Origin of the sequence: Butyricicoccus sp. AM78-15b2TA, from assembly GCF_027665985.1 — a bacterium.
In the GTDB taxonomy this organism is placed as follows: domain Bacteria; phylum Bacillota; class Clostridia; order Oscillospirales; family Butyricicoccaceae; genus Agathobaculum; species Agathobaculum butyriciproducens.
In genome coordinates, this window is record NZ_JAQEHY010000007.1 from 28,034 (window position 1) to 47,807 (window position 19,774).

Annotated in this window: 22 protein-coding genes and 1 pseudogene; 9 read left to right on the top strand and 14 right to left on the bottom strand. The window is 47.1% G+C overall.

Annotated features, from left to right (window positions below):
• Positions 1-101: 101 nt before the first annotated feature.
• Genes PGS25_RS08365 through PGS25_RS08390 form a run of 6 tightly spaced genes read right to left on the bottom strand, consistent with a single transcriptional unit; the run spans position 102 to position 4,656 of the window.
• Complete coding sequence (locus tag PGS25_RS08365) at positions 102-1,001, bottom strand: sensor histidine kinase (protein ID WP_270418270.1); 900 nt, start codon at positions 999-1,001, stop codon at positions 102-104.
• Positions 994-1,671: a response regulator transcription factor gene (locus PGS25_RS08370; RefSeq protein WP_270418271.1), complete on the bottom strand. Its 678-nt coding sequence runs from the start codon at positions 1,669-1,671 to the stop codon at positions 994-996. Before PGS25_RS08370 ends, PGS25_RS08365 begins: the two co-directional genes overlap by 8 nt.
• A gap of 16 nt (positions 1,672-1,687) precedes the next feature.
• Positions 1,688-2,860: a hypothetical protein gene (locus PGS25_RS08375; RefSeq protein ID WP_270418273.1), complete on the bottom strand. Its 1,173-nt coding sequence runs from the start codon at positions 2,858-2,860 to the stop codon at positions 1,688-1,690.
• A 44-nt stretch (positions 2,861-2,904) separates the two neighbouring features.
• Positions 2,905-3,231, bottom strand: a complete 327-nt coding sequence (locus tag PGS25_RS08380; RefSeq protein ID WP_270418275.1) for a hypothetical protein — start codon at positions 3,229-3,231, stop codon at positions 2,905-2,907.
• Positions 3,228-3,536 (bottom strand): hypothetical protein, encoded by a 309-nt coding sequence (locus PGS25_RS08385; protein ID WP_270418276.1) that lies wholly within the window; start codon positions 3,534-3,536, stop codon positions 3,228-3,230. The genes PGS25_RS08380 and PGS25_RS08385 overlap by 4 nt, the downstream gene beginning before the upstream one ends.
• The gene (locus PGS25_RS08390) at positions 3,529-4,656 is read right to left on the bottom strand and encodes a DUF6076 domain-containing protein (RefSeq protein ID WP_270418277.1); all 1,128 of its coding nucleotides are present in this window, start codon (positions 4,654-4,656) and stop codon (positions 3,529-3,531) included. Before PGS25_RS08390 ends, PGS25_RS08385 begins: the two co-directional genes overlap by 8 nt.
• A gap of 222 nt (positions 4,657-4,878) precedes the next feature.
• Between PGS25_RS08390 and PGS25_RS08395 the strand changes: the two genes are divergently transcribed.
• The 6 genes from PGS25_RS08395 (at position 4,879) to PGS25_RS08420 (ending at position 11,088) form a co-directional block, all read left to right on the top strand.
• Positions 4,879-5,610, top strand: coding sequence for a CHC2 zinc finger domain-containing protein (locus PGS25_RS08395; protein ID WP_270418278.1), 732 nt, complete (start codon positions 4,879-4,881; stop codon positions 5,608-5,610).
• A complete protein-coding gene (locus PGS25_RS08400; protein ID WP_270418279.1) occupies positions 5,585-6,976 on the top strand; it encodes a DNA primase family protein in 1,392 nt (463 codons plus the stop codon). Before PGS25_RS08395 ends, PGS25_RS08400 begins: the two co-directional genes overlap by 26 nt.
• A gap of 377 nt (positions 6,977-7,353) precedes the next feature.
• Positions 7,354-8,643: a plasmid recombination protein gene (locus PGS25_RS08405; protein WP_270418280.1), complete on the top strand. Its 1,290-nt coding sequence runs from the start codon at positions 7,354-7,356 to the stop codon at positions 8,641-8,643.
• A 15-nt stretch (positions 8,644-8,658) separates the two neighbouring features.
• Entirely contained in the window at positions 8,659-8,844 is a 186-nt protein-coding gene (locus tag PGS25_RS08410) for a hypothetical protein (protein WP_117526568.1), read from the top strand.
• Positions 8,845-8,933: 89 nt separating this feature from the next.
• The gene (locus PGS25_RS08415) at positions 8,934-9,164 is read left to right on the top strand and encodes a helix-turn-helix domain-containing protein (protein ID WP_015540908.1); all 231 of its coding nucleotides are present in this window, start codon (positions 8,934-8,936) and stop codon (positions 9,162-9,164) included.
• Positions 9,127-11,088 carry a recombinase family protein gene (locus PGS25_RS08420; protein ID WP_442865250.1) on the top strand — a complete coding sequence of 654 codons (1,962 nt, stop codon included), beginning with the start codon at positions 9,127-9,129 and terminating at the stop codon, positions 11,086-11,088. The genes PGS25_RS08415 and PGS25_RS08420 overlap by 38 nt, the downstream gene beginning before the upstream one ends.
• A 374-nt stretch (positions 11,089-11,462) precedes the next feature.
• Here PGS25_RS08420 and PGS25_RS08425 read toward each other — a convergent pair whose 3' ends face one another.
• Both PGS25_RS08425 and PGS25_RS08430 read right to left on the bottom strand, forming a co-directional pair.
• Positions 11,463-11,894 (bottom strand): hypothetical protein, encoded by a 432-nt coding sequence (locus PGS25_RS08425; RefSeq protein ID WP_270418281.1) that lies wholly within the window; start codon positions 11,892-11,894, stop codon positions 11,463-11,465.
• A 13-nt stretch (positions 11,895-11,907) separates the two neighbouring features.
• Positions 11,908-12,516: a recombinase family protein gene (locus PGS25_RS08430; protein ID WP_270418334.1), complete on the bottom strand. Its 609-nt coding sequence runs from the start codon at positions 12,514-12,516 to the stop codon at positions 11,908-11,910.
• Between PGS25_RS08430 and PGS25_RS08435 the strand changes: the two are divergent.
• Positions 12,403-12,840, top strand: a pseudogene (locus PGS25_RS08435) (DUF4316 domain-containing protein); the annotation flags it as partial. The gene PGS25_RS08430 and the pseudogene PGS25_RS08435 sit on opposite strands and share 114 nt — an antisense overlap.
• On the top strand, positions 12,837-13,058 hold the full coding sequence (locus PGS25_RS08440) for a hypothetical protein (RefSeq protein WP_006573528.1): 222 nt from the start codon (positions 12,837-12,839) through the stop codon (positions 13,056-13,058). The pseudogene PGS25_RS08435 and the gene PGS25_RS08440, both read left to right, overlap by 4 nt.
• A gap of 202 nt (positions 13,059-13,260) precedes the next feature.
• On the opposite strand, the gene PGS25_RS08445 is transcribed toward PGS25_RS08440, so the two are convergent.
• Entirely contained in the window at positions 13,261-13,530 is a 270-nt protein-coding gene (locus PGS25_RS08445; RefSeq protein ID WP_243022604.1) for a helix-turn-helix domain-containing protein, read from the bottom strand.
• Between the two features lie 229 nt (positions 13,531-13,759).
• On the opposite strand from PGS25_RS08445, the gene PGS25_RS08450 reads away from it, so the two are divergent.
• Positions 13,760-13,912, top strand: coding sequence for a hypothetical protein (locus PGS25_RS08450; protein WP_270418283.1), 153 nt, complete (start codon positions 13,760-13,762; stop codon positions 13,910-13,912).
• Positions 13,913-13,985: 73 nt separating this feature from the next.
• On the opposite strand, the gene PGS25_RS08455 is transcribed toward PGS25_RS08450, so the two are convergent.
• The 5 genes from PGS25_RS08455 to PGS25_RS08475 form a co-directional block, all read right to left on the bottom strand.
• Entirely contained in the window at positions 13,986-16,415 is a 2,430-nt protein-coding gene (locus PGS25_RS08455; protein WP_270418284.1) for an ABC transporter permease, read from the bottom strand.
• Positions 16,412-17,086: an ABC transporter ATP-binding protein gene (locus PGS25_RS08460; RefSeq protein WP_117489470.1), complete on the bottom strand. Its 675-nt coding sequence runs from the start codon at positions 17,084-17,086 to the stop codon at positions 16,412-16,414. Before PGS25_RS08460 ends, PGS25_RS08455 begins: the two co-directional genes overlap by 4 nt.
• Positions 17,087-17,198: 112 nt before the next feature.
• Positions 17,199-18,449, bottom strand: coding sequence for a sensor histidine kinase (locus tag PGS25_RS08465; protein WP_270418288.1), 1,251 nt, complete (start codon positions 18,447-18,449; stop codon positions 17,199-17,201).
• Entirely contained in the window at positions 18,446-19,135 is a 690-nt protein-coding gene (locus PGS25_RS08470; protein ID WP_270418289.1) for a response regulator transcription factor, read from the bottom strand. Before PGS25_RS08470 ends, PGS25_RS08465 begins: the two co-directional genes overlap by 4 nt.
• Positions 19,136-19,414: 279 nt before the next feature.
• Positions 19,415-19,618 carry a DNA-binding protein gene (locus PGS25_RS08475; RefSeq protein ID WP_270418290.1) on the bottom strand — a complete coding sequence of 68 codons (204 nt, stop codon included), beginning with the start codon at positions 19,616-19,618 and terminating at the stop codon, positions 19,415-19,417.
• Between the last annotated feature and the right edge of the window lie 156 nt (positions 19,619-19,774).

Below are 19,774 nucleotides of genomic sequence, written 5' to 3' on the forward strand. Positions count from 1 at the left end.
GAAAGGAAATCATCCTTTGATACATACAGATTATCGCATAGGAATCTTTCCACATTCTTTCCGGCGGAAAATGAAATCTAACAGTTTTGATAGAATTGTTGTTATTTCGGCAGAAATATGGAAAACGTACTTCCTTTTCCCGGAACGGAAGCAATCTTGATATACCCCCCCTCGCCGGATATGATCTGTCGGGCAAGGTATAAGCCGATGCCGACCCCTTCCTGCTCCTGAACCGCCTTTGAGCGGTAAAAGCGAGCAAATATCTTCGCTTGCTCAGTTTCCGGTATGCCTGAACCGGTATCCGATATATCGATCCTTGCAAACATTTCGTAACTTACGGCAGAAATCCTGATTGTGCCATGCTCTGTATATTTGATGGCGTTGTCTACGATATTCGCCAGCGCTTCCGCTGTCCATTTGAAGTCGAATACAGCAAAAGCATCTGTATCCTGCATTTGCAAAGACAATCCTTTTTCAGAAGCCTTGGCAGTATATTGTTCTACCACACTTTCAAGCAGCGGCTGCAGCGCTGCCGGCTGGGGGGAGAGTGAAATGATCCCGTTTTCCAGTCTGGAAAGCTTTACGAGAGAATCGATCAGAAATCGCAGCTTTTCCGATTGTTTGTACAGCGCCTCCACATTTGCCTTCGCCGATGCAGGCAGAGTTTCCTCCATCAAAAGCTCGCTGTATAACAGCAGATTTGCAATCGGCGTTTTTGTCTGGTGGGAGATGTCCGCAATCAAGGTTTTGATTTTGTCTTTTTCCTGCGCTATGTTTTGAGAAGATGCTTCTGCGGCGGAAAGATAGTGCGCAAACTTCGTTTCCAATGCAGACAGCTGGCTTTCATCAAAATTGGTTTCAGAAAAGGAGCCGGTCATGGCAGCGTCCAGCATCCTTTCGATTTCTTCCATCGTTTTTCTGGTCTTTCTCCGCTCCCATAACACAACAGCTGCCGCCGCCAGAAAGCACAGCAGTATGATCACAATGCCGGTTTTATTCATCTTTTGTCACCCAGCTATAACCGATTCCATAGACGGTTTTAATATATTTCTGTGCGCCAAGCTTATCCCTCAGTCGCTTGATCGTAACAGACAAAGCATTTTCATCCACATATTCTGCGCCATCTGTCCAGATCCGGTCTACAAGGTCTCCACGGGTCATGGTTCGACCACGATTTTCAACAAGCAGACGCAGTAATTTTTGTTCTGTTTTACTCAATTCCACTTTTGAATCTCCCACATAAAAGGTCATAGCCTCAAAGTCAAAGTGAAATAGATCCATATGGAACGGCGCATTTTTATGGTTTGACGCTTGCTTTCGCAGTTGGGTATTCACCCTTGCCCGCAAAACTGAAAGAGAAAAGGGTTTGGTAATGTAATCATCAGCGCCCCGCTCCAGTCCGTCTACGATATCCAGATCGGTGTCATTGGCAGTCAGCAGAATAACAGGAACTCCGGGCATGTTTTCCTTGACCTCCCGAAGCAGCTCAAGCCCACTGCCATCCGGCAGATTGATATCCAGCAGGATCAGGGATACACTCCCGCAAAGCAATTGTTCTCTTGCCGCTTTTAGATCATGGCAGGATATAATCTGACGGTCATCTGCTTTCAGCGCTTTGCATAAGCCTTGATTCAAACCGATATCATCTTCAACAATCAGTAATTGCTCCATATATCTCACTCCCTCGTTATTCAAATGCCACCATCGTTTCCTTGGGCAATTTTTCGTTCTCACAGTTCAGAAGATAGGCTACGGCCTTGTTCGCAAAGCGGTTGGTTTTTATCGTATCCCAATCGGCAAGGCGAATGATCTCTGCCGTACCATTCTCAAAATCAAATGAAATCTCGCCCCATTCGCCGTCGCAGTCTGCTTGGTATTCGTAGATTGCGGCGGCGATTTTCTTTTTGCGCTTGGTTTTGGATTTCTGTTTCAGCCGGACAGCATGGAGCGCACCTTCGGCAACCAGCAGTTCTGTCAGTTTGTCCGCCGCTTTCCGGTAGGCTCGCTCTGCACCGCTGGCAGTGCTGCCCTCAAACATAATCGCCAATTCTTCAAAAGTGGGGCGGTTCTTCCATGAGCCAACTCGCCCACAGGTCATACAGATTGCTAACCGTTTTTCAAGTAAGGTCTGTTCCCGGTAATTCAGTTTCTCAAATGCCTGCTGCACCTTTTCTGCTTGTATGCCGTTCCAGAGGATATCGGTATAGTTCCAGCTATCGTCAAGGGCTACATCCTCGCCTGTTTCTTCGCCGTCCTCGTCTGTGACACAGAAAGGCTGCTGATTGCGGATTCCACGGACAACTTTCAGATATTCTTCCGCAAGGGCAAGATCGCAGTTGTATTTCTTGGAAAATTCGTTGACCGCATCCTTGGTATTGTGGTACAGCCAAGCCATTGACCGCACCATTTTGTAATTGGTCAGAGAGGACACCGACCATTTTTCTTCGCCCATGCGAAAACGGAGCATAGCATCCCGGATGAACGGGAAAATGTATGTAGCATACTCTGCACCCTTGGCAAGGTCATAGTCCATCAGCTTTTGGAGCATTTGCTCCCGGCAGGAGAGCTTTATATCTATAAATCGGTCTGTGTCGTACAAATCGCCGCCATCCACGCCAAGAAAGCTCTTGATGCGCTTATTAAGCTGCGGTTCGTAGTGGTGGAGAAAGAACGAGAAATATATCAAATTCTTCTCCTGTAAGGCAGACCGGATATATTCATTCAGACTGTCCACCGCTGGCGGTTCCGGTTCCAGTTGGAAGATGCGCTCTGCCGCATAAGGAATGATGCCGTCACCGTGCGGATTGACAGCGTGTTTTGGTATGTATCCGGTCATGTCCCATGAAAAATCACTCAGCATAGCGCACCTCCTTTCGGTTCTTTCTCTATCAATATCGACAGTAATTATGCATCGAACTTTTTGTTAGTAGTATTATTTTCGTCGTCCATCATATCACTTAGCACGGCAAAAGCTTGGCTCAGCGGCACAGCCTTAGAAGTCCAGTTTTTCAAACTAAACAAGTTGGAAGATTCATCAAACACATCAAATTCGTCTGTCCCATCAGTGATTTTCTTCAAGTACAACATTTCTATCAAATACAAAGCTCCCAAGATATTTAGTACATTCTCCTGCTTTGCTTGCTTCAACTGCTCATAGCGGTTGTGCTTGACATCTGTAAATGCTCCCCACCATTGCAACGACTGTGCGGGCTGGGTAATATCCCAATTCATAAACGGTTGTATTTCGATATCGTATTCCTGTACACTGATTTTTGATTTTTTATATCCGGTGTGTTGGTCAAAATATACTGTGCATAGTCTGCAACCGTTTTTCGATCCGTTGTATTGAAACCGCAAAACTCTTTGAATACAGTATCCAACTCTGCCCCTATGGCTTGAATTAAGAGGGCATATCCGTTAGAAAATGCATCAAAATTGTCCTCATGTAGTTCTACAAACTCTATTGATTCAACAAAACGCTTTTCGAGCATTAAGTAGTATTTCCAATGATTCTGACTAAGTTCTTTTCTATTCATGTTTGTCCCTTTCTTTGTATATTTTTGCACTTGCTTCCTTTTTCAAAGCCGCCTGGTCCATTTCTTTTTCATAAGCTCCCTTGGAATAGGCTACATTGCTCAATGCCCGGAGCATCTTATCTTTTGCCAGTTTCTTCATGACCTCCGCAAGGTCAGCGTCCAGAGTACCACGCTTCACATAGCGATTTATGGTGTTCAGCCTCTTTTCATATATCTGGATAATCGGATGATCGTCCGCAAGCTCCCGTTGTTCTCTGCCTTTCAGGTTGCCGATCTGCCGACAGGTGCGGTGCAGCTTGTCCCCCGGTGCATAGCCGCCACAGTATTTGGTGTGCCTTGCGTTGGTGGTGAGGAACCATTTGCCGCAGATTTTGCATTTCTTCGGTGCATGACCAACACACAGGCCCTCAAAGAGATCAGACCGGAACATCCCTACAAAGGATACATAGTGCATCCGCTTGACGAGCTTTGCAACTTTTTCGCCGGGATGGATGACCGATACATACTGAACGGAATTGTTCAGGGTAGACATCCAAGCATTGCACTCTGTGATAGAAAACTCCGGCGGGAAATAGCTGCCGAACATTTTTGCAAAGCCCTCTGCGGTGCGGTCTGCTTCGTTGCCGTCTGATTTTTCTGCAAAATCAAGCATGGCCGTTTGGTATTCCCCAAGGGAGTATGCCAGATGCCCAAACACAGCAGTATAACGTTGGAGTATGATTGCATCAGCATAGTTCGGAACTTCTTCGAACGGCAAGGAATTGGTTGCGGCTTTTATGGCAAACTCCACATATTTCAGCGCATTGTCCACAGTAAAGACTTTTTCAATCCGTTCTCTGTGCTTTGAGATATTCATATAGGAGAACGGCGGTGTTTGACTGAGAATATCGAGCATCGTCAGAGCAGCTTCCTTTGCAATAGGACAGAGTGCAGAAGCATCCTGTCCGGCGTTTAATATTCCAAGCAGCAGATTGATTTTCTCGCATTGCTCGTTTATTTTTGCAATGGTATTCACAGGAACATTCAGTGCATCACAGGCAAGCGTACCGACAGGAAATGTTTTGCTCTCATATATGACCGTATCCTGCCAGAAATCCAATGTCATCAATTCTTGATTCATGCTTGCCCTCCTGTCCTGTTTTTTCATTTTTCTAATTATATCATGTAAATGTGAAGAAATCTACGTTCTCAGATAAGTTGTCCTGTTTTTTGAAACAGGATTGTCCTGTCATTAGCCTGTTTTTTGAAAAATCCGTCATAACCATAATAGAAGGAGCGAAGCACCTGCCAATCACGGCGGGTGCTTCGTGCTTTCCAGAATATTATGAACGGAGGGTTTTCTATGACAATCTATGAAACCATCAAGGCGGCAATCAGCGTCAAGCAAGCCGCCGAACACTACGGGCTGAAAGTGAGCCACAACGGCATGGCTTGCTGCCCGTTCCACAACGACAGGCATCCGAGCTTGAAGCTGAATGAGGACTATTTTTTCTGCTTCGGCTGCGGAGCCAAGGGGGACGTAATCGACCTTGTGGCAAGGCTGTTCGATCTGAGCAGTTATGAAGCAGCGCAAAAGCTGGCTGCGGACTTTGGACTTGACCCAAAACCGCCCACTGCCGCAGCTATGGTCAAGCCGAAGCGTCCCTATATCCGTCAGTTCCGGGAGGACGAAATGCTTTGCTTCCGTGTGCTGACGGATTATCTGCATCTGCTGGAGGATTGGAAAGTACGATACGCACCCAAGATACCGGACAATCTCAGGGCTCCCGCCGAAACCCAACAAAGCGGTTTCGGTGGGAAAAGGACGAGCAGCGAAATGAGCAAACTCTCGCCGCAAGGCGGGAGTGAGGGATATGGAGCTTGTGAGGACGTGGATGACCGTTTTGTGGAAGCCTGCCAGATGCACTGCTATATCGAATATATGGCAGATGTGCTGACGGTGGGTGATCTGGAAGAACGGGTGGCATTGGTGGACAAGCTGATGCAGGACGGCAAAATTGCTTTTCTGCAAGAGTACATCACACGAAAGAAAAAGGAGGTGGCGCACCATGGCGAAGAACCGGAAAACGCCTGATATGAATTTGCCTGTCTGGTTTGACGGGCAGAACATCAACGAAGCTCTGTTTTGTGAAGAATTTCTGCAGGAGCGCAGAATCATCTTCGCAAACGGAGCTTTTTTCACACCCGATGGTCGAGTGACGGACGATCTTCCTCTGCGTGGGGAGATTTACGACAAGCTGAAATTCTGTGCCGTGAACAACATCCCCCGGAAGATCACCAACATTCTGGAAGTGCTGAAACTGGAAGCGCAAGTGCCTGACTTCCCACCGGAGCAGGATCGCATCCATGTGTTCAACGGTACGCTGCTATTGAACGGCACATTTACCGAGGGCAGACCGGCTATCGTGCGAAGCCGTCTGCCTGTTGTCTACAATCCCGATGCTCCTGCGCCCGTGATCTGGCTGAACTTTCTGGATGGGTTGCTTTACGCCGAGGACATTCCAACTTTGCAGGAGTTTATCGGCTATTGCCTGATTCCCTCCAACAAGGGGCAGCGCATGATGGTGATTAAAGGCAACGGCGGCGAGGGTAAATCTCAAATCGGTGCGGTACTGTCTACCATCTTCGGCACGAATATGAAAGACGGCAGCATCGGCAAGATTTCTGAAAACCGCTTCGCCCGTGCCGATTTGGAACACATTCTCCTGTGCGTGGATGATGATATGCGGATGGAAGCTCTGCGCCAGACCAACTATGTAAAATCCATTGTCACCGCACAGGGCAAGATGGATTTGGAACGCAAAGGCAAGCAGAGTTATCAGGGTTGGATGTTCGCCCGATTGCTGGCATTCAGCAACGGTGATCTGCAAGCCTTGTATGACCGCAGTGACGGATTTTATCGCAGGCAGCTTGTGCTGACCACCAAGGAAAAGCCGGTGGACAGAGCTGACGATCCTGATCTTGCAGAGAAGATGAAAGCTGAAGCCGAGGGTATCTTCCTGTGGGCATTTGAAGGCTTGCAGCGGCTTGTTGCCAACAACTTTAAGTTTACGGAGAGTGACCGTATCCGGGAAAACCGGGAAGCGGTCAAACGTGACAACAACAATATCTTTGATTTCATGGATTCCGAGGGATACATCCGGCGTAAAGCGGATGCGTCCATCAGCTCCAAGGATTTCTATGAAATCTATCGGATGTGGTGCGAGGAAAATTCTCTTGCTCCGCTGAAAGCCCGCAGCTTCAGCGACGCCATGATTGCCAATGCCAAGAAATTCAATCTGGAGCATTGCAACAACATCACCAACTCAGCCGGACGGCGGGTGTGGGGATTCATGGGAGTGGAAGCCATTGCACGACCTCATATAAATGGGCTTTACGGAGATTCGCCGTGTACGTACGTACCGGAGGACATTCCGGAGGAATGGCGGCAGGTCGAGTAAATCCCATTGCTGGTATGTATGTACGCAGCAAAAGAGCGTAAAACGCTTGTTATAGAAACAGCACATATCCTCTCGTTCGGGCTGTTTCATGTCCACAGGCTTTTGAAAAAGTGTCTGTGGACACCGGCTGCAAGAGGAAGTTGACACAGAACAGCTTCATGCAGACGGGCTGACCATGGGAAAAGGTGCAGACATTTTCGCCTTGGTCAGCAGAGGTCACCGCAGTGACCGCATTCCCCCTCGGGAGAGCCCTCGGAGAGCCCACGGCACTTTGCAGCCAGTATGGATGAAAGTGTCATAGTGGGTTATTACACTTTGAAAAAGTGCCGTTCTCCAGCCTTCCGCTGTCTGCAAATCTCAAAGAAAGGAAAAATCCAATGGCAAGAAATGATGGAATAGACCGTACCGTAGCCAGAAATCAGGACTTGGAAACACCGGCTGATGTGGCGAAGGTACAGGAACACAATGAGCGTGAAAAGGACAGCTACAGCAATCAGGACATCGTGCCGGAACGTACTGCGCTGAATGTTCACTTCAAGTCTCCCACTGACGATTATGTAAAAATGTTCGAGCAGATGGAACAGGATGGCGTGATCTCCACCAGAGGTCTGAAACCGGATGCCGTCAAATACGGTGAGTTGATCTTTGATGTGAACTCTGCTTACTTCTACAATCACGGCGGCTATGAATTTGCAAAACAGTTTTATGCCGATGCCTATAAAGCCGCCGTGGAGATCGTAGGCGGTGAGCAGTATATCCTATCCGCTGTGATGCACGCCGACGAGCGCAACCGGGCAATGTCCGAAGCTCTGGGCGAAGATGTGTACCACTACCACCTTCATGTGGTTTATATCCCGGTGGTAGAGAAGCAAATTCTGTGGTCGAAGCGATGTAAGGATGAATCCCTCCGGGGAACGGTAAAGGAAACGATCACGCAGGTCAGCCGCAGTAAAAAATGGGAGTCCAAGCCGGTGCTTGACAAGGATGGTAATCCAATGTTGAACGCAAAAGGAAAAAAGATTTTGAAGTCGTCCTACAGTGTGTTGCAGGATGACTTTTTTCATTTCATGCGAAATGCCGGATATACCGATGTGGAGCGTGGAGAGCGTGGCAGCACCGAGGAACATCTGACAGTGACACAGTTCAAGGTTCAGGCTGAACAGCAGCGTTTGGAAGCTATGACCGGACAGGTGGCACAGGCGGAGCGGGGGTTGGAGAATGCCAAAGCTGCCACGGAGAAACAGAAAAAGAAACTGGAAGCTCTGCAAAAGGAAACCAAAACAGCAAAGACCGTTGCTCTGACGGTGCAGGAGATTGAAACGATGGGAAAGAAAGCCACATTCGGAAATAATATCACGCTGACACCGGATGAATGCGACACGCTCAAACGCTATGCGGTCAACGGCATTATCGCCAATGCTGACAACAAGCGCTTGAAGGAGAAACTGGCTTCCGCTGAAAAGACGGTTTCCATCTGGAAACAGCGGTATGAAGCAGTAAACGAAAAATATATGGAACTGAAACAGAAAGCCCAGCCTTTTCTGGATGCACTGGAAATTGCATCCGAAAGGGTTCGGGCTTTTATCAATTCTATCCTCATCAGAGGAAAGGAAACGCAGGAACACAAACACCCTGCCCGGAAGCGTGGACAGGATATGGAACTTTGATGGAGGAATCGCCTATTGAAGAAATATTATGAAGAAGCGAAATATAATGCGGCATTTGACCGCTGTGTGGATGTTATGAGCCAGATGCTTCAGAAATATGGACATCAGGTTTTGGATAAATTGGAACAGGACGCTCCGCAGGAAGTGGAGTATTCCGAGGAAAGTAATCAAGCGCAGCTTCTGACGGATAAGGCTGCGTAAAATTTGCAATTTACACGTTGCGTATTCACTATGGCTATGCTATAATGATTACGCAACGTGTATTTTTTGCTTTTGTGGAGAAAAGACGGATGGATTGTAAAAACAGAATTATAAAGTTGCGGGAAAGCACAGGACTGAATCGGAAAGATTTTTGCAAGCTCGTCCATATTCCTTACCGGACTATGACTGAATGGGAATTGGACAACCGCCATGCACCGGATTATGTGCTGTGGCTTTTGGAGTATTATATCCGTAACGAGGGACTTATGGTAAAAGGAAGGAATGAGGGAGGTGGAGATTCTGAAAAAGAAACAACTTAAATGCTATCTTTATACAAGAGTGTCCACCTCGATGCAGGTTGACGGATACAGCTTGGATGCCCAGCGTGACAAGCTGCGGAAGTATGCGGCATACGAGGATATGATCGTTGCCGGGGAGTATTCTGACGAGGGCTTTTCTGGAAAGAACATCCAAGGGCGGCAGGAGTTTCAACGGATGCTGAATGACATCCAGGATGGCAAAGATGATGTTTCTTATGTGTTGGTCTTTAAGCTGTCCCGATTTGGCAGAAATGCAGCGGACGTTCTGAACTCTTTGCAACTCATGCAGGATTTCGGTGTCAATCTGATCTGCGTGGAGGATGGCATTGACAGCTCCAAGGATGCAGGAAAGCTGATGATCTCTGTGCTGTCTGCGGTGGCAGAAATCGAGCGAGAGAATATCCGCACACAAACAATGGCAGGACGGGAACAAAAGGCTCGTGAGGGCAAATGGAACGGCGGATTTGCACCTTATGGATATAAACTGGATAATGGTGAACTTGTTATTGCCGAAGATGAAGCAGAAGTTATCCGAGTAATCTATGATCGTTATATTCATACAAACGAGGGTGTTGCAGGAGTTGCAAAATATCTGAACCGCAATGGTTATACTAAGAAACTAAGACAGAATAATACCATTCCGGGATTTTCAAGAGATTTTGTGAAAAATGTATTGTACAATCCTGTTTATATGGGAAAGATTGCTTACGGCAGACGAAGAACAGAAAAGAAACAGGGTACAAGAAACGAGATGCACGTGGTTGAGCAGTCGGAGTTCCCGGTTTATGAAGGACAGCACGAAGCTATCATTTCCGAAGAAGATTGGTATCTGGCACAGGAAAAGCGCAAGGTCAATTCCTTTAAGCGGGAAAAGGTCAATAATCCAGACCACGCCCACATCCTGTCCGGTATCTTGAAATGCCCATGCTGCGGCAAGAGTATGTACGGCAATATCGCCAAGGCGCACAGTAAGGATAAGAAAACCCGGTATTATTACTACTGCAAAAATACGGTTACACCTACCGGGCATGAGTGCAGCTTCCGTCTGAATATTGAGCAGACGGAAATCAACAAATTTGTGGCGAAGGTTATCTCCGCTATGGTCAATAATCCACGGTTTGTAGAAGCGATTCAGGCGAAAATCGGAACAGCAGTTGATACAGAAGATATGGAAAAGCAGATTGCTGTCCTACAAGGGCGGCTAAAGCAAGCCTTTGGAACGAAAAGCCGCTTGGAGCGTCAGATGGATACCTTGGACCTCAATGATGCCCACTATGACAGAAAGATTTTGGACTTGCAGCGCCGCTATGATGAGCAGTATGATACCATAGAGGAAATCGAAGTTCAGATTGGCGAATTGCAAAGTCAGATCCGCAGCATCCAGCAGGAGAAGATTTCCGGAGACAATATCTATCGCTTGTTGCTGGCATTTGATGAAGTCTACCATTCCGCAACGGAAGCGGAGCAGAAGGAGTTTATGAAGGCCTTTATCGAGCGAATTGAGATGTTCCCGGAGAAAAGGAAAGACGGAAGCTGGATAAAGAAGATCGTATTCAATTTTCCTGTGCCTGTTGATGGTGAGGAAGTAAAAGAACTTCCCTTGGAAACTGAAACAACTGTTGAGACGGTCGCCCTCTTGTCGCGGGAAACAAATCCACTGACGGTTGAGGTCAGAATGGAAGTGGAAACCGGCGAGGTCAAGGAGCATCCGACCTATAAGCGTATTCAGGAGTATGTGCAGGAGAAGTACGGCTTCAAAGTCCATACGGCATATATTGCAGAGGTCAAGCGTATGGTCGGACTGGATATGCACAAAGCACCGAACGCAGTGGAGCAGAGAAAACATGAGTATCATCCCTGCCCGCCTGAAAAGGTTGAGGCAATCAAGGATGCGCTGCGGCATTTTGGCTTAATATCAGAGTGAGTTTACGGCTAAAAACCCAGCATCACGTCAAACGGCGTGGTGCTGGGTTTATTTTTGTCGTGCTTCGGGGCTTTTTTGAGGATAAAACCGCCTGTGTGCCGTTTGCTTTTCTTTGCCATATTGACACGCTGCCCTCTGTTCGTCGTGGCGACTGTGCGTTTTCGGGATAGAAAATGGACACTTATCTTTGTATAGGGAAAAAGCAAGAGAGGAAAAAGAGAGTGAGCGCAGGCTGTGGGAACGGTGCGTAAACCGCTTGCGGTTTTCCACGGTTTCCATAGCCGCAGCGAGGGAGAAAAGGGAGAGGTGGCTTTCTCGCTCAGGCGGTTTGCCGCCGCTCTTTTGCTCTCCCTTTTCTCCCTGAATATCAGGGATTATTCTGCGTCATTGCTCGGCGTAACAGGGCGAAAGTCCTCCTGGACCCCTTCATTGAGGTCAAAGCACATGGTTTTTGCGTCGGCAACCCAGAAACCGCGCACCTTGTAACGCTTGCCGGGAATCCAGTCCTCGCCGGTGACAGCGCGAAGCGGGTCAAGCAGATTCTTGTTGGAGATCGTAACAACACCTTTCTGTTCGCCTCTCGGCTTGGAGAACTTGAAGCCGAGAGGCTCGTTGCTCTTGCAGGAACGGATCGCAAATACCCTCGCTTTCGCATCCAGCAGACACAAAACAAAGGCGGGATAGCCCAAGTCCTCAAGCACCTTCTTGGTGATGGTCACGCCATTCTGATTCAGGAATATATCCGGGTAGGCGTTGATGTTGGAGTCGATGGTTTCAAAGTTCAAAGCGGAAAAATCAAAGTTCATAGTTAAAATCCGTTCATTTCATGGTGTTTTGCGCCTCATCCACGTTTTTCATAAACTCCTGACGCTCCATAAAAGACCACCGGGAATCCATAATCAGATAGCCCTTGAAAGGACCATCTTTCACGCGGTATGCGACGAAGTGATTGCTCAGACGGCGCAATGTAGCTCGTTTGGCTGTGCTGTGCCGCTCTGACAGCAACTTTTGTACCTTGATCCAATTCTCTTTTTTGATAATCGCTGTGTGGTGATTTTCCTTGAAATACATATTTAAATCCGTATTTTTGACGGATTTATGGGTGCGAAAATCCTTGGTATAGGTTTTCTGCATCAAAGCATCACCGCAGTATTTCTCATTTCGGAGGATGCTGCGGACAGTACTGGCAGACCAGAGATCGTTCCCCATTGGAGATTTGATACCCTGTTCCGTCAGCGCAGCGGCGATTTCTGCCGGGGTTGCGCCCTCCAAGCAGCTTTCATAGATGTACTCAACAATTCTTTCCTCGGTCGGCTCAATGACATGAAGGACTACGGCTACGCATGGGCTGGCGTTCTTCCCGCTGGACAGGAAGCGGCTGAGAAGGCTTTGGAGAAGGGCTGCGAGGTTTACCGGCTCTATTCGGATAACATCGAGGGCTTGTGCGTGGATGCAAAGGAGATTGCCGATCATGCGGCAAAGGGCGGAATGCTCGGTATCAGCAAGGAAAGCTGGATGGCGGCACTTGAGAAGGAAAACTACCTCAAGGCGGCGGAGATGTCGATGGAGGATGACTACGGCATGATTGATGGGATTATCAACAACGGTCCGAAGGAGGACAAGACCGCAGAGGTCAAAGCCCCCGAAACCGGTGAGAAGTCCTCCATCATGGACAGGCTCAAGTCTGCAAAGGCAGAAAAGCAGGAGGAATGCTGCTCTCCCAAAAAGAACAAAGGGGAGATTGAGCTGTGAGCAGAAGTCAGAAATGGCGGCAGGAGTGGTCGTTCTTCATAGGAGACAGCGGACGCCGGAAGTATAACCGCTTCTGCGTCCGCTGCGTCCATAGCTGCAAGCAGAGCTTCCGCGCGGATCTCATCGCCTGTCCGCACTTCTCCCGCAAGGCATCGAGGTGTAGACAGTTAGGGGTCGAAAAAGCCTGTGATTGCAAGCCTCAGAGCGGCGCAAATTGACCAGCCTAAGTGATTGTATTCCCTGCGTGGTTTTATCTTTAGCGCGGAAATAAGTGTCGATTTCGGCACTTGTTTGAATGTCCGGAAAACGAACCAAGAGCCTCTGTCGATGCCCGGTTTGGGTATCGGCAGAGGCTCTTTTTTTATGACATATTCAAAATTGCGGACAGCAGCTCTTGAACCTGTTGCCGGTATTCCGGCTTTATATCCGAAATACGTCTGGCAAGCGCAAGGGCTTCCGCTTCTGGCTCGTCAGTCCCAAAGATATTCGGTCCGCACTGACGCCGAGCAAACGGCAAAGGCGCTGCAAGGCTTCAAGAGAGATACCGGAAGCACCACGCTCAATAGCACTCAGGTGATTCGGCGTCATGCCAAGCATTTCTGAGAGCGTGTCCTGCGTATAGCCCGCCTGTTCTCTTGCCACTTGAATATTGCCGCCGATTTCAATATTGATGTCCTTCTTCTCGCGCATAGCCTCACCACCTTTGCATTTAGTGTACCTAACGGCGGTGTCATTATCCACGGTGCGCCGTCGTTGATTTTGCTAACGACATTGCGTTGACTGTCCGTGATGAGGGTGATAGAATGGAGCTACCTACCAAAAGCCGGTAGGTAGCCCGGTCGTCCTATATAGATAGGGTAAGTAACCTGCCCCTCCGGGTTGTCCATTCTTTGTTCAATCAATTTTAGGAGGGATTCTTATGGACAAAGTAAATGGAAAGCTGACAATATTTTTTGAGGAGCCGTTTTGGGTGGGGATCTTTGATCAGTTAGGGCTAAAAATAGCCGTTGACCTGTTCTTTGTAGGAAGAACGGACAAGGTTGAGACGATGGCGGGTCCTCGCAAAATTTGACTTTTATGTTTGAATCACTATAAAGGTAAGCTGCCGCCCATCTTGAGCGGCAGCTTGCTTTTTATAGAATCTACTATCCCTGATACCTTATTCTTTCTACCAGCGTTTCCTTTTTCAGATTACTGCTTAAAACACAGGAAAGCACAATTTGTAGAATACCAACCAGAAGAATCATAACAAGAATCGGGATAAGAGGAACGTGATAAACGTTCATTCCAAAAATCCCATTATGCTTCGCATAGGAAAACAGTGCATAGCCAAGGGGCAGACCGGCAGCAAGTGCGACGCAGATGGTGCCAACCGTAAAAATCAAGCCCTGTATTTGTAAGCTCAGATTCAACTGCTTATTGGTCATGCCTACCGCTTGCAGCACACCGTATTCCTGCTTCTTCGTGGTGATATTGATGATCATGGTGTTTGCCAGATTCATAAACCCGATGAGACCGACAATTGCCATGAACAGATAGCAGCCAAGCTTCATCATACGGCTTGCGTATTCTGCAGATTGTAACTGTGCATGATAGGTATCCATTTTTATATGCGAAGTATTTGAAATCAAAGTATTCAGACTCTGTTCCACAGATGCAACATCTTTTTTATCACAGTCCACCCACAGATAGCCATAGGCTGTTCCCCTCGGATTCATGGAACGGTATACACCTTCCGGAATGACCAGATAAGTGTCCGCGCTCACAAAGGAGCCTGCAATCTTTCCCTGATAGGTATAGGTTTCACTTCCATTCTCAAAGTTGAATGTAATCGGTGCACCCGCAGAATACCCGTCAGCTTCCATCCACATGGACCAGCCAAAGAAAACATTCCCGTTTTTGACAGCCTGTGCATAGTCCATGGAACCGATATCGCCATCCCCGCGCATCATTTCAAAATCCTCTTGATTTACGATTGCAACCGGAAATTTTGTTCCGTTCAAATCTGCAGAGACGATTTCTCTCGTCAGTACATCCGTTACACCGGGGATGGATTTGATTTCTTCAATCATTGAATCATTCAGTGGGTTGTTCTGTAGGATTGTGTCCAGATTATTCTCCGAATAGGCTTCATCATAATTCTGGGAATAATCCAGCTGCAGTTCAAATTGTCCATGATTAACGGAAAGACGTGCTTCATGCTCCGTGTCAATATTCCCAACATAATTAGCGATAATTACAAACAATACACAGGAAAGCCCCATGGTAAGAATCGTAGCAATGGTTCTTTTCGGATTGCCTGTTACATTTGCCATTGCCATGGAGAAAACGGTGACATCTTTTCTGCCTTTTCGTCTGCCCTGTTTTTGCGTTTTGGAGCCGCCAAGATACCGTGTCGCTTCGATGGGTGAAATCCGGGAAACAATTTTCATGGGTTTGCGCAGAGCCAAAACGACCGTAAGAAACGATACAAAAATGCAGATGAGCATAATTGTCAGTGAAAACAGAGGCACCTGATGGTTCTTCATTCCGGACGATACCAGATTTCCCTGCTCCACCAGCCAGTTGAAGCTGACTTTTGCAATCAGGAAACCAAACAGCAGCCCCAGCGGTATCGAAGGAACCGCCAGAAGAATGCCCTCACGAAAGATCAACTGCTTCATCTGCTTTCTGGTTGCACCCAGCGCCTTGATTTTTCCGTACTCCTGAACCTTCTGGGCGATCCCGACCTGGAAGATATTATAAATGACCACAACGGAAAACAGCACGATTCCGAGGATCAGGGTTCCGCAAACCACAATCATTTCATAGCTCGGCTGCAATACCCACTGCAGGTAGAGGTCATTGATAGTCACGTTTTTCTGGTCAATGCCGCAGGAATCCGCGATTTCTTTTATAACAGGCGCAACATTATTCATAGATACATTTGCAGAATCGCTCAAGGTAAAATAGATATTATATTGCCTGTCACCCTCCGCAACACGCTCATTATAAAAATCCTGCGAACCGAATACAACATAGGAAGCCTCGATGGTATATTCATCCCGGTCATATAAAATCCCGCTGACAGTAAATTCCACCGGTGCGTATTCCGACTGCATGCCGGAACGGTACTCCAATGTTACGGTGTCTCCGACCTTTACATCATGGTATCCCACTGCATCAAAGAAAGCGCGTCCTGCGGCAATTTCCTGCGCCTTTTCCGGATAGGTACCTTCCTTCAACACATATTCCTGATTATAGGGAAGCATTTTCCTGACCGTTTCATCCGCACTGACAAAGCCGCCATTTTCATTTCCTTTCAGGATGCCTTCCGTACACATGATGCCGATATCAGATATCTCAGCTCTGCGTTCCACTTCTTTTAATTGCGTACCATCTGCGGCGATAAACAGGCCGTAGTTGCTTCCGTATGAGCTTGCAGACTGATCCTTCTGTAAGAGGATCAGTCCATTTCCAATTGTACTGATAATGACCAGAAGCATGGTAGTCAGGCAAATCGCCGTCATAATGAGGACACTTCTTGTCCGATTTCTTTTGTCGTTGCTGAATGCGATTTTGCTGATCGTCCTCAATTAAAATCCACCACCTGTCCATCCTCGATGACTAAAATACGGTCAGCAACCTGCGCGATCTCATCATCATGGGTAATCATTACAATCGTCTGTCCATATTTTTTTGCGCTCATTTTCAGCAGCGCGATCACCTCGTCACTTGTCTTGGAATCAAGATTTCCGGTTGGCTCGTCCGCAAGCAAAATCTCCGGTCTGTTTACCAAGGCTCTTGCAATCGCAACGCGCTGCTGCTGTCCTCCGGAGAGGGTATTCGGAAGATTATGAATCCGGTGTTCAAGACCCAGTGTGGTGATAATATCATTGACATAAGCTTTATCCACTTTTTTCCCGTCAAGCCCCAACGGAAGAACGATATTTTCCCACACATTGATGGAGGATACCAGATTGAATGCCTGAAATACAAATCCAATCTTTCTTCTCCGGAAAACGGCAAGCTGATCCTCCTTCATGGAATACAGGTCCTTGTCAGACAAGATCACGCTGCCGCTGGTTGGTGTATCCAGCCCGCCCAGCATATGTAGCAGGGTACTTTTTCCGGAGCCGGATTTTCCGACAATGGCGACAAATTCTCCCTGCCCAATCTGGATATTCACATGATTGACGGCTTTGACCTGATTTTCCCCCGTCCCATAAAATTTGCAAAGCTGATTCGTTTCTAATATCACGCCCACTCCAATGGCCTCCTTTTCTTATTTACCAGCATTGTATCAAAGGAACCTTTCATTTCACTTTCAAAAAGAGAGCAGAAGTCTTACAGATTTGAAAGACTTCTGCTCATCATCTCTACGAAAGTCCATTCTCCGGCAGCTGAATCAAAAAGGTACTTCCTTTTCTGACTTTGCCGGAGGCTACCGTGATTGTCCCACCATGCTGCTCAATAATCTGTCTGGACAGATACAGACCGATGCCAGTTCCGCTCTTTTCGCGGACTTCCGGCGCAGTCCCTCTGTAAAACCGCTGGAATATTTTATGGTATTCACTCTGCGGGATTCCGATTCCCTGATCCTCGATCTCAATTCTCACAAAGCCGGTTCTTTTTTGTAGACGGATCGTGATTTTTGAATGTTCTGGGCTGTATTTGATGGCATTGTCCAAAACGTTAATGATTGCTTCTCCAAGCCAACGTTTATCCTGCATGAGTGCACAATGCTCCAGTGATTCGTTGCAGTCGAAAATAAGTTCTATCCCTTTCTCCGCTGCCTTTGGATACGTTCGGTTTACTGCGGAGATGATCGTATCCATAATGGGAAGTGTTTTCTGATCAAGCTGAATCAAACCTGTCTCCAGTTTGGATATTTCCAGCAGAGACTGCAACAATGTTTCCAATCCGTCCAATGCACTACGGCAGCGGATGCGAAATTCCTGTTGCTCCGTCTCACTCAGATTGTTCCGCAGCAATATGCTAAAGCAGGTATCCAAGGCTGCAACCGGGGTTTTCAGCTGATGGGAAATGTCGGATACCATTTCCTTTGTGCTTTCCTTCTCCGCTCTGGCTTCCTCTTGCAGCAGCTGGATATGATGTCCGATTGCTTCAAGCTGAAATTTCAGTCTTTCCTGCCCGACATGATCTTCTGTGTCCGGCACTACCTCAAAGTGATTTTCCCGAAATGCAATCAGGATTTGCTCTAGCTGCTCCAATCGTTTCCGACTTTCTTTCGCCTCAACTTTCTTCCGGTAAAACAGGAACGTTAGCAAAGACAGACATAGCACTGCACTTGTACAGCCGGTTATCATGATATTCTGCCGGAAGCGCACATAAAACGAAGTCCCTTTGTTTTCCCAGTACCCGTATTGCTCTAATAATTGCTTACCTTGTTCATTGGTTTGATGGTCGTTTCCTTTCAGCCATCCTGCGGCAACATCCATGCCGGTGGTCTCTGCGCCCGCCGCAACTTCTGTCAGGATATCCATTTTACATTGATAATCCTGATAATATAAATAGGTGGTAAGGCAGTTCAATACCGCAAAAAGGAGTAGAACCGGCAGCACCAGTGACAAGGCATCAACCCACTTTTTACGATGTCGTTTCGTCACTGACTTACCTCCTGATTCCATATATACCCAAGACCTCTGATATTCTTTATATAGACCGGTGCAGCCGGATTGTCTTCGATTTTCTCACGGAGCCTTCTGATATTGACAGCGATTGTATTTTCATCCACAAAATCCCCTTCCAGATCAAACACATTTTCTAATATTTGTGTTTTTGAAAGAATCTGTTTCGGATTCTGAAGAAAAAAAGTCAGCATTTTCAACTCCGTTTTTGTCAGACTGATTTCACGACTCTTTATCAGGACTTTCATTTCTCCTGCGATAAATACAATATCTCCCGAAATCATCTTTCCGGCTTCTGTTTTCTCCTGTCTGCGGCGGAAATGTGCTTCTATTTTCAAAAGAAGTACCGAAAGACTAAACGGCTTTGTAATATAATCATCTGCCCCTGCTTCATATCCCATGACCTGATCCGTCTCCTGATCTAGTGCTGTAAGACAAATAATGTATGTATGATAATTGCATCTCATCCACCTTACAAATTCCAGTCCATTCCCATCCGGAAGATTCACATCACAAATGGTAACATCCACATTATTATCACTTGCAATTCTTTTCGCTTTTTTCATTGATTCTGCTGAAAAAACCTCATATCCGGATTTTTTCAGTGAAAAAGTGATTCCACGATTCAAGTTTTCATCGTCCTCAACCACAAGGATATTTGGCATAATTCAAACCACCCTTCCGTCTTAGCTATATATGTTAAACGTTACATGGATTTCAGAAGGTATGCGTACTTTTTGTCCAAGGCTCTAAAACACAGTACATCGGCGTTACACCCGCCCGAAGTTGTTGCGAACCACATCTTTTTGAAATATGGACGGATGTTGCTAACAAGCACGTCCTCCGCTTGAAAATATGTCACTCGCTCTGAAGAATCAGTCGTGCCAAAGGAAGCAACACCTTGCTCGTCCGGCAGAATGTTTTCCGTTGAGACATGATGCGGCTCATTTTTCGTTTTCGGCGGGCTTCTTGATATACTTGCCGTTCTTGATTCTCGCGTCCGCTGGCTTCTCTGCGTCCTCTGGAATCCCCCAGACCGAGCCAATGCGGATAGCACCGGGGACGCGCCCCTCGCCGCATAAAATCTGAATACGGCGGGTGGAGATACCCCAGCGTTCGGCGGTTTGTGCGATAGATAAATACTTCATGGCGGTACTCCTGTTACAGTTCAGTTCTGCGTCTGCTTATAAAATCACAGTATAACTATAATCGTCAAAGCGAATAAAAGCAAGAGCTTTCCGGAAAAGCCCAGAAAGTATCTACAACTTAAAAATCAAGGGTTTGGGGCTTCCCCAAAAATCAAA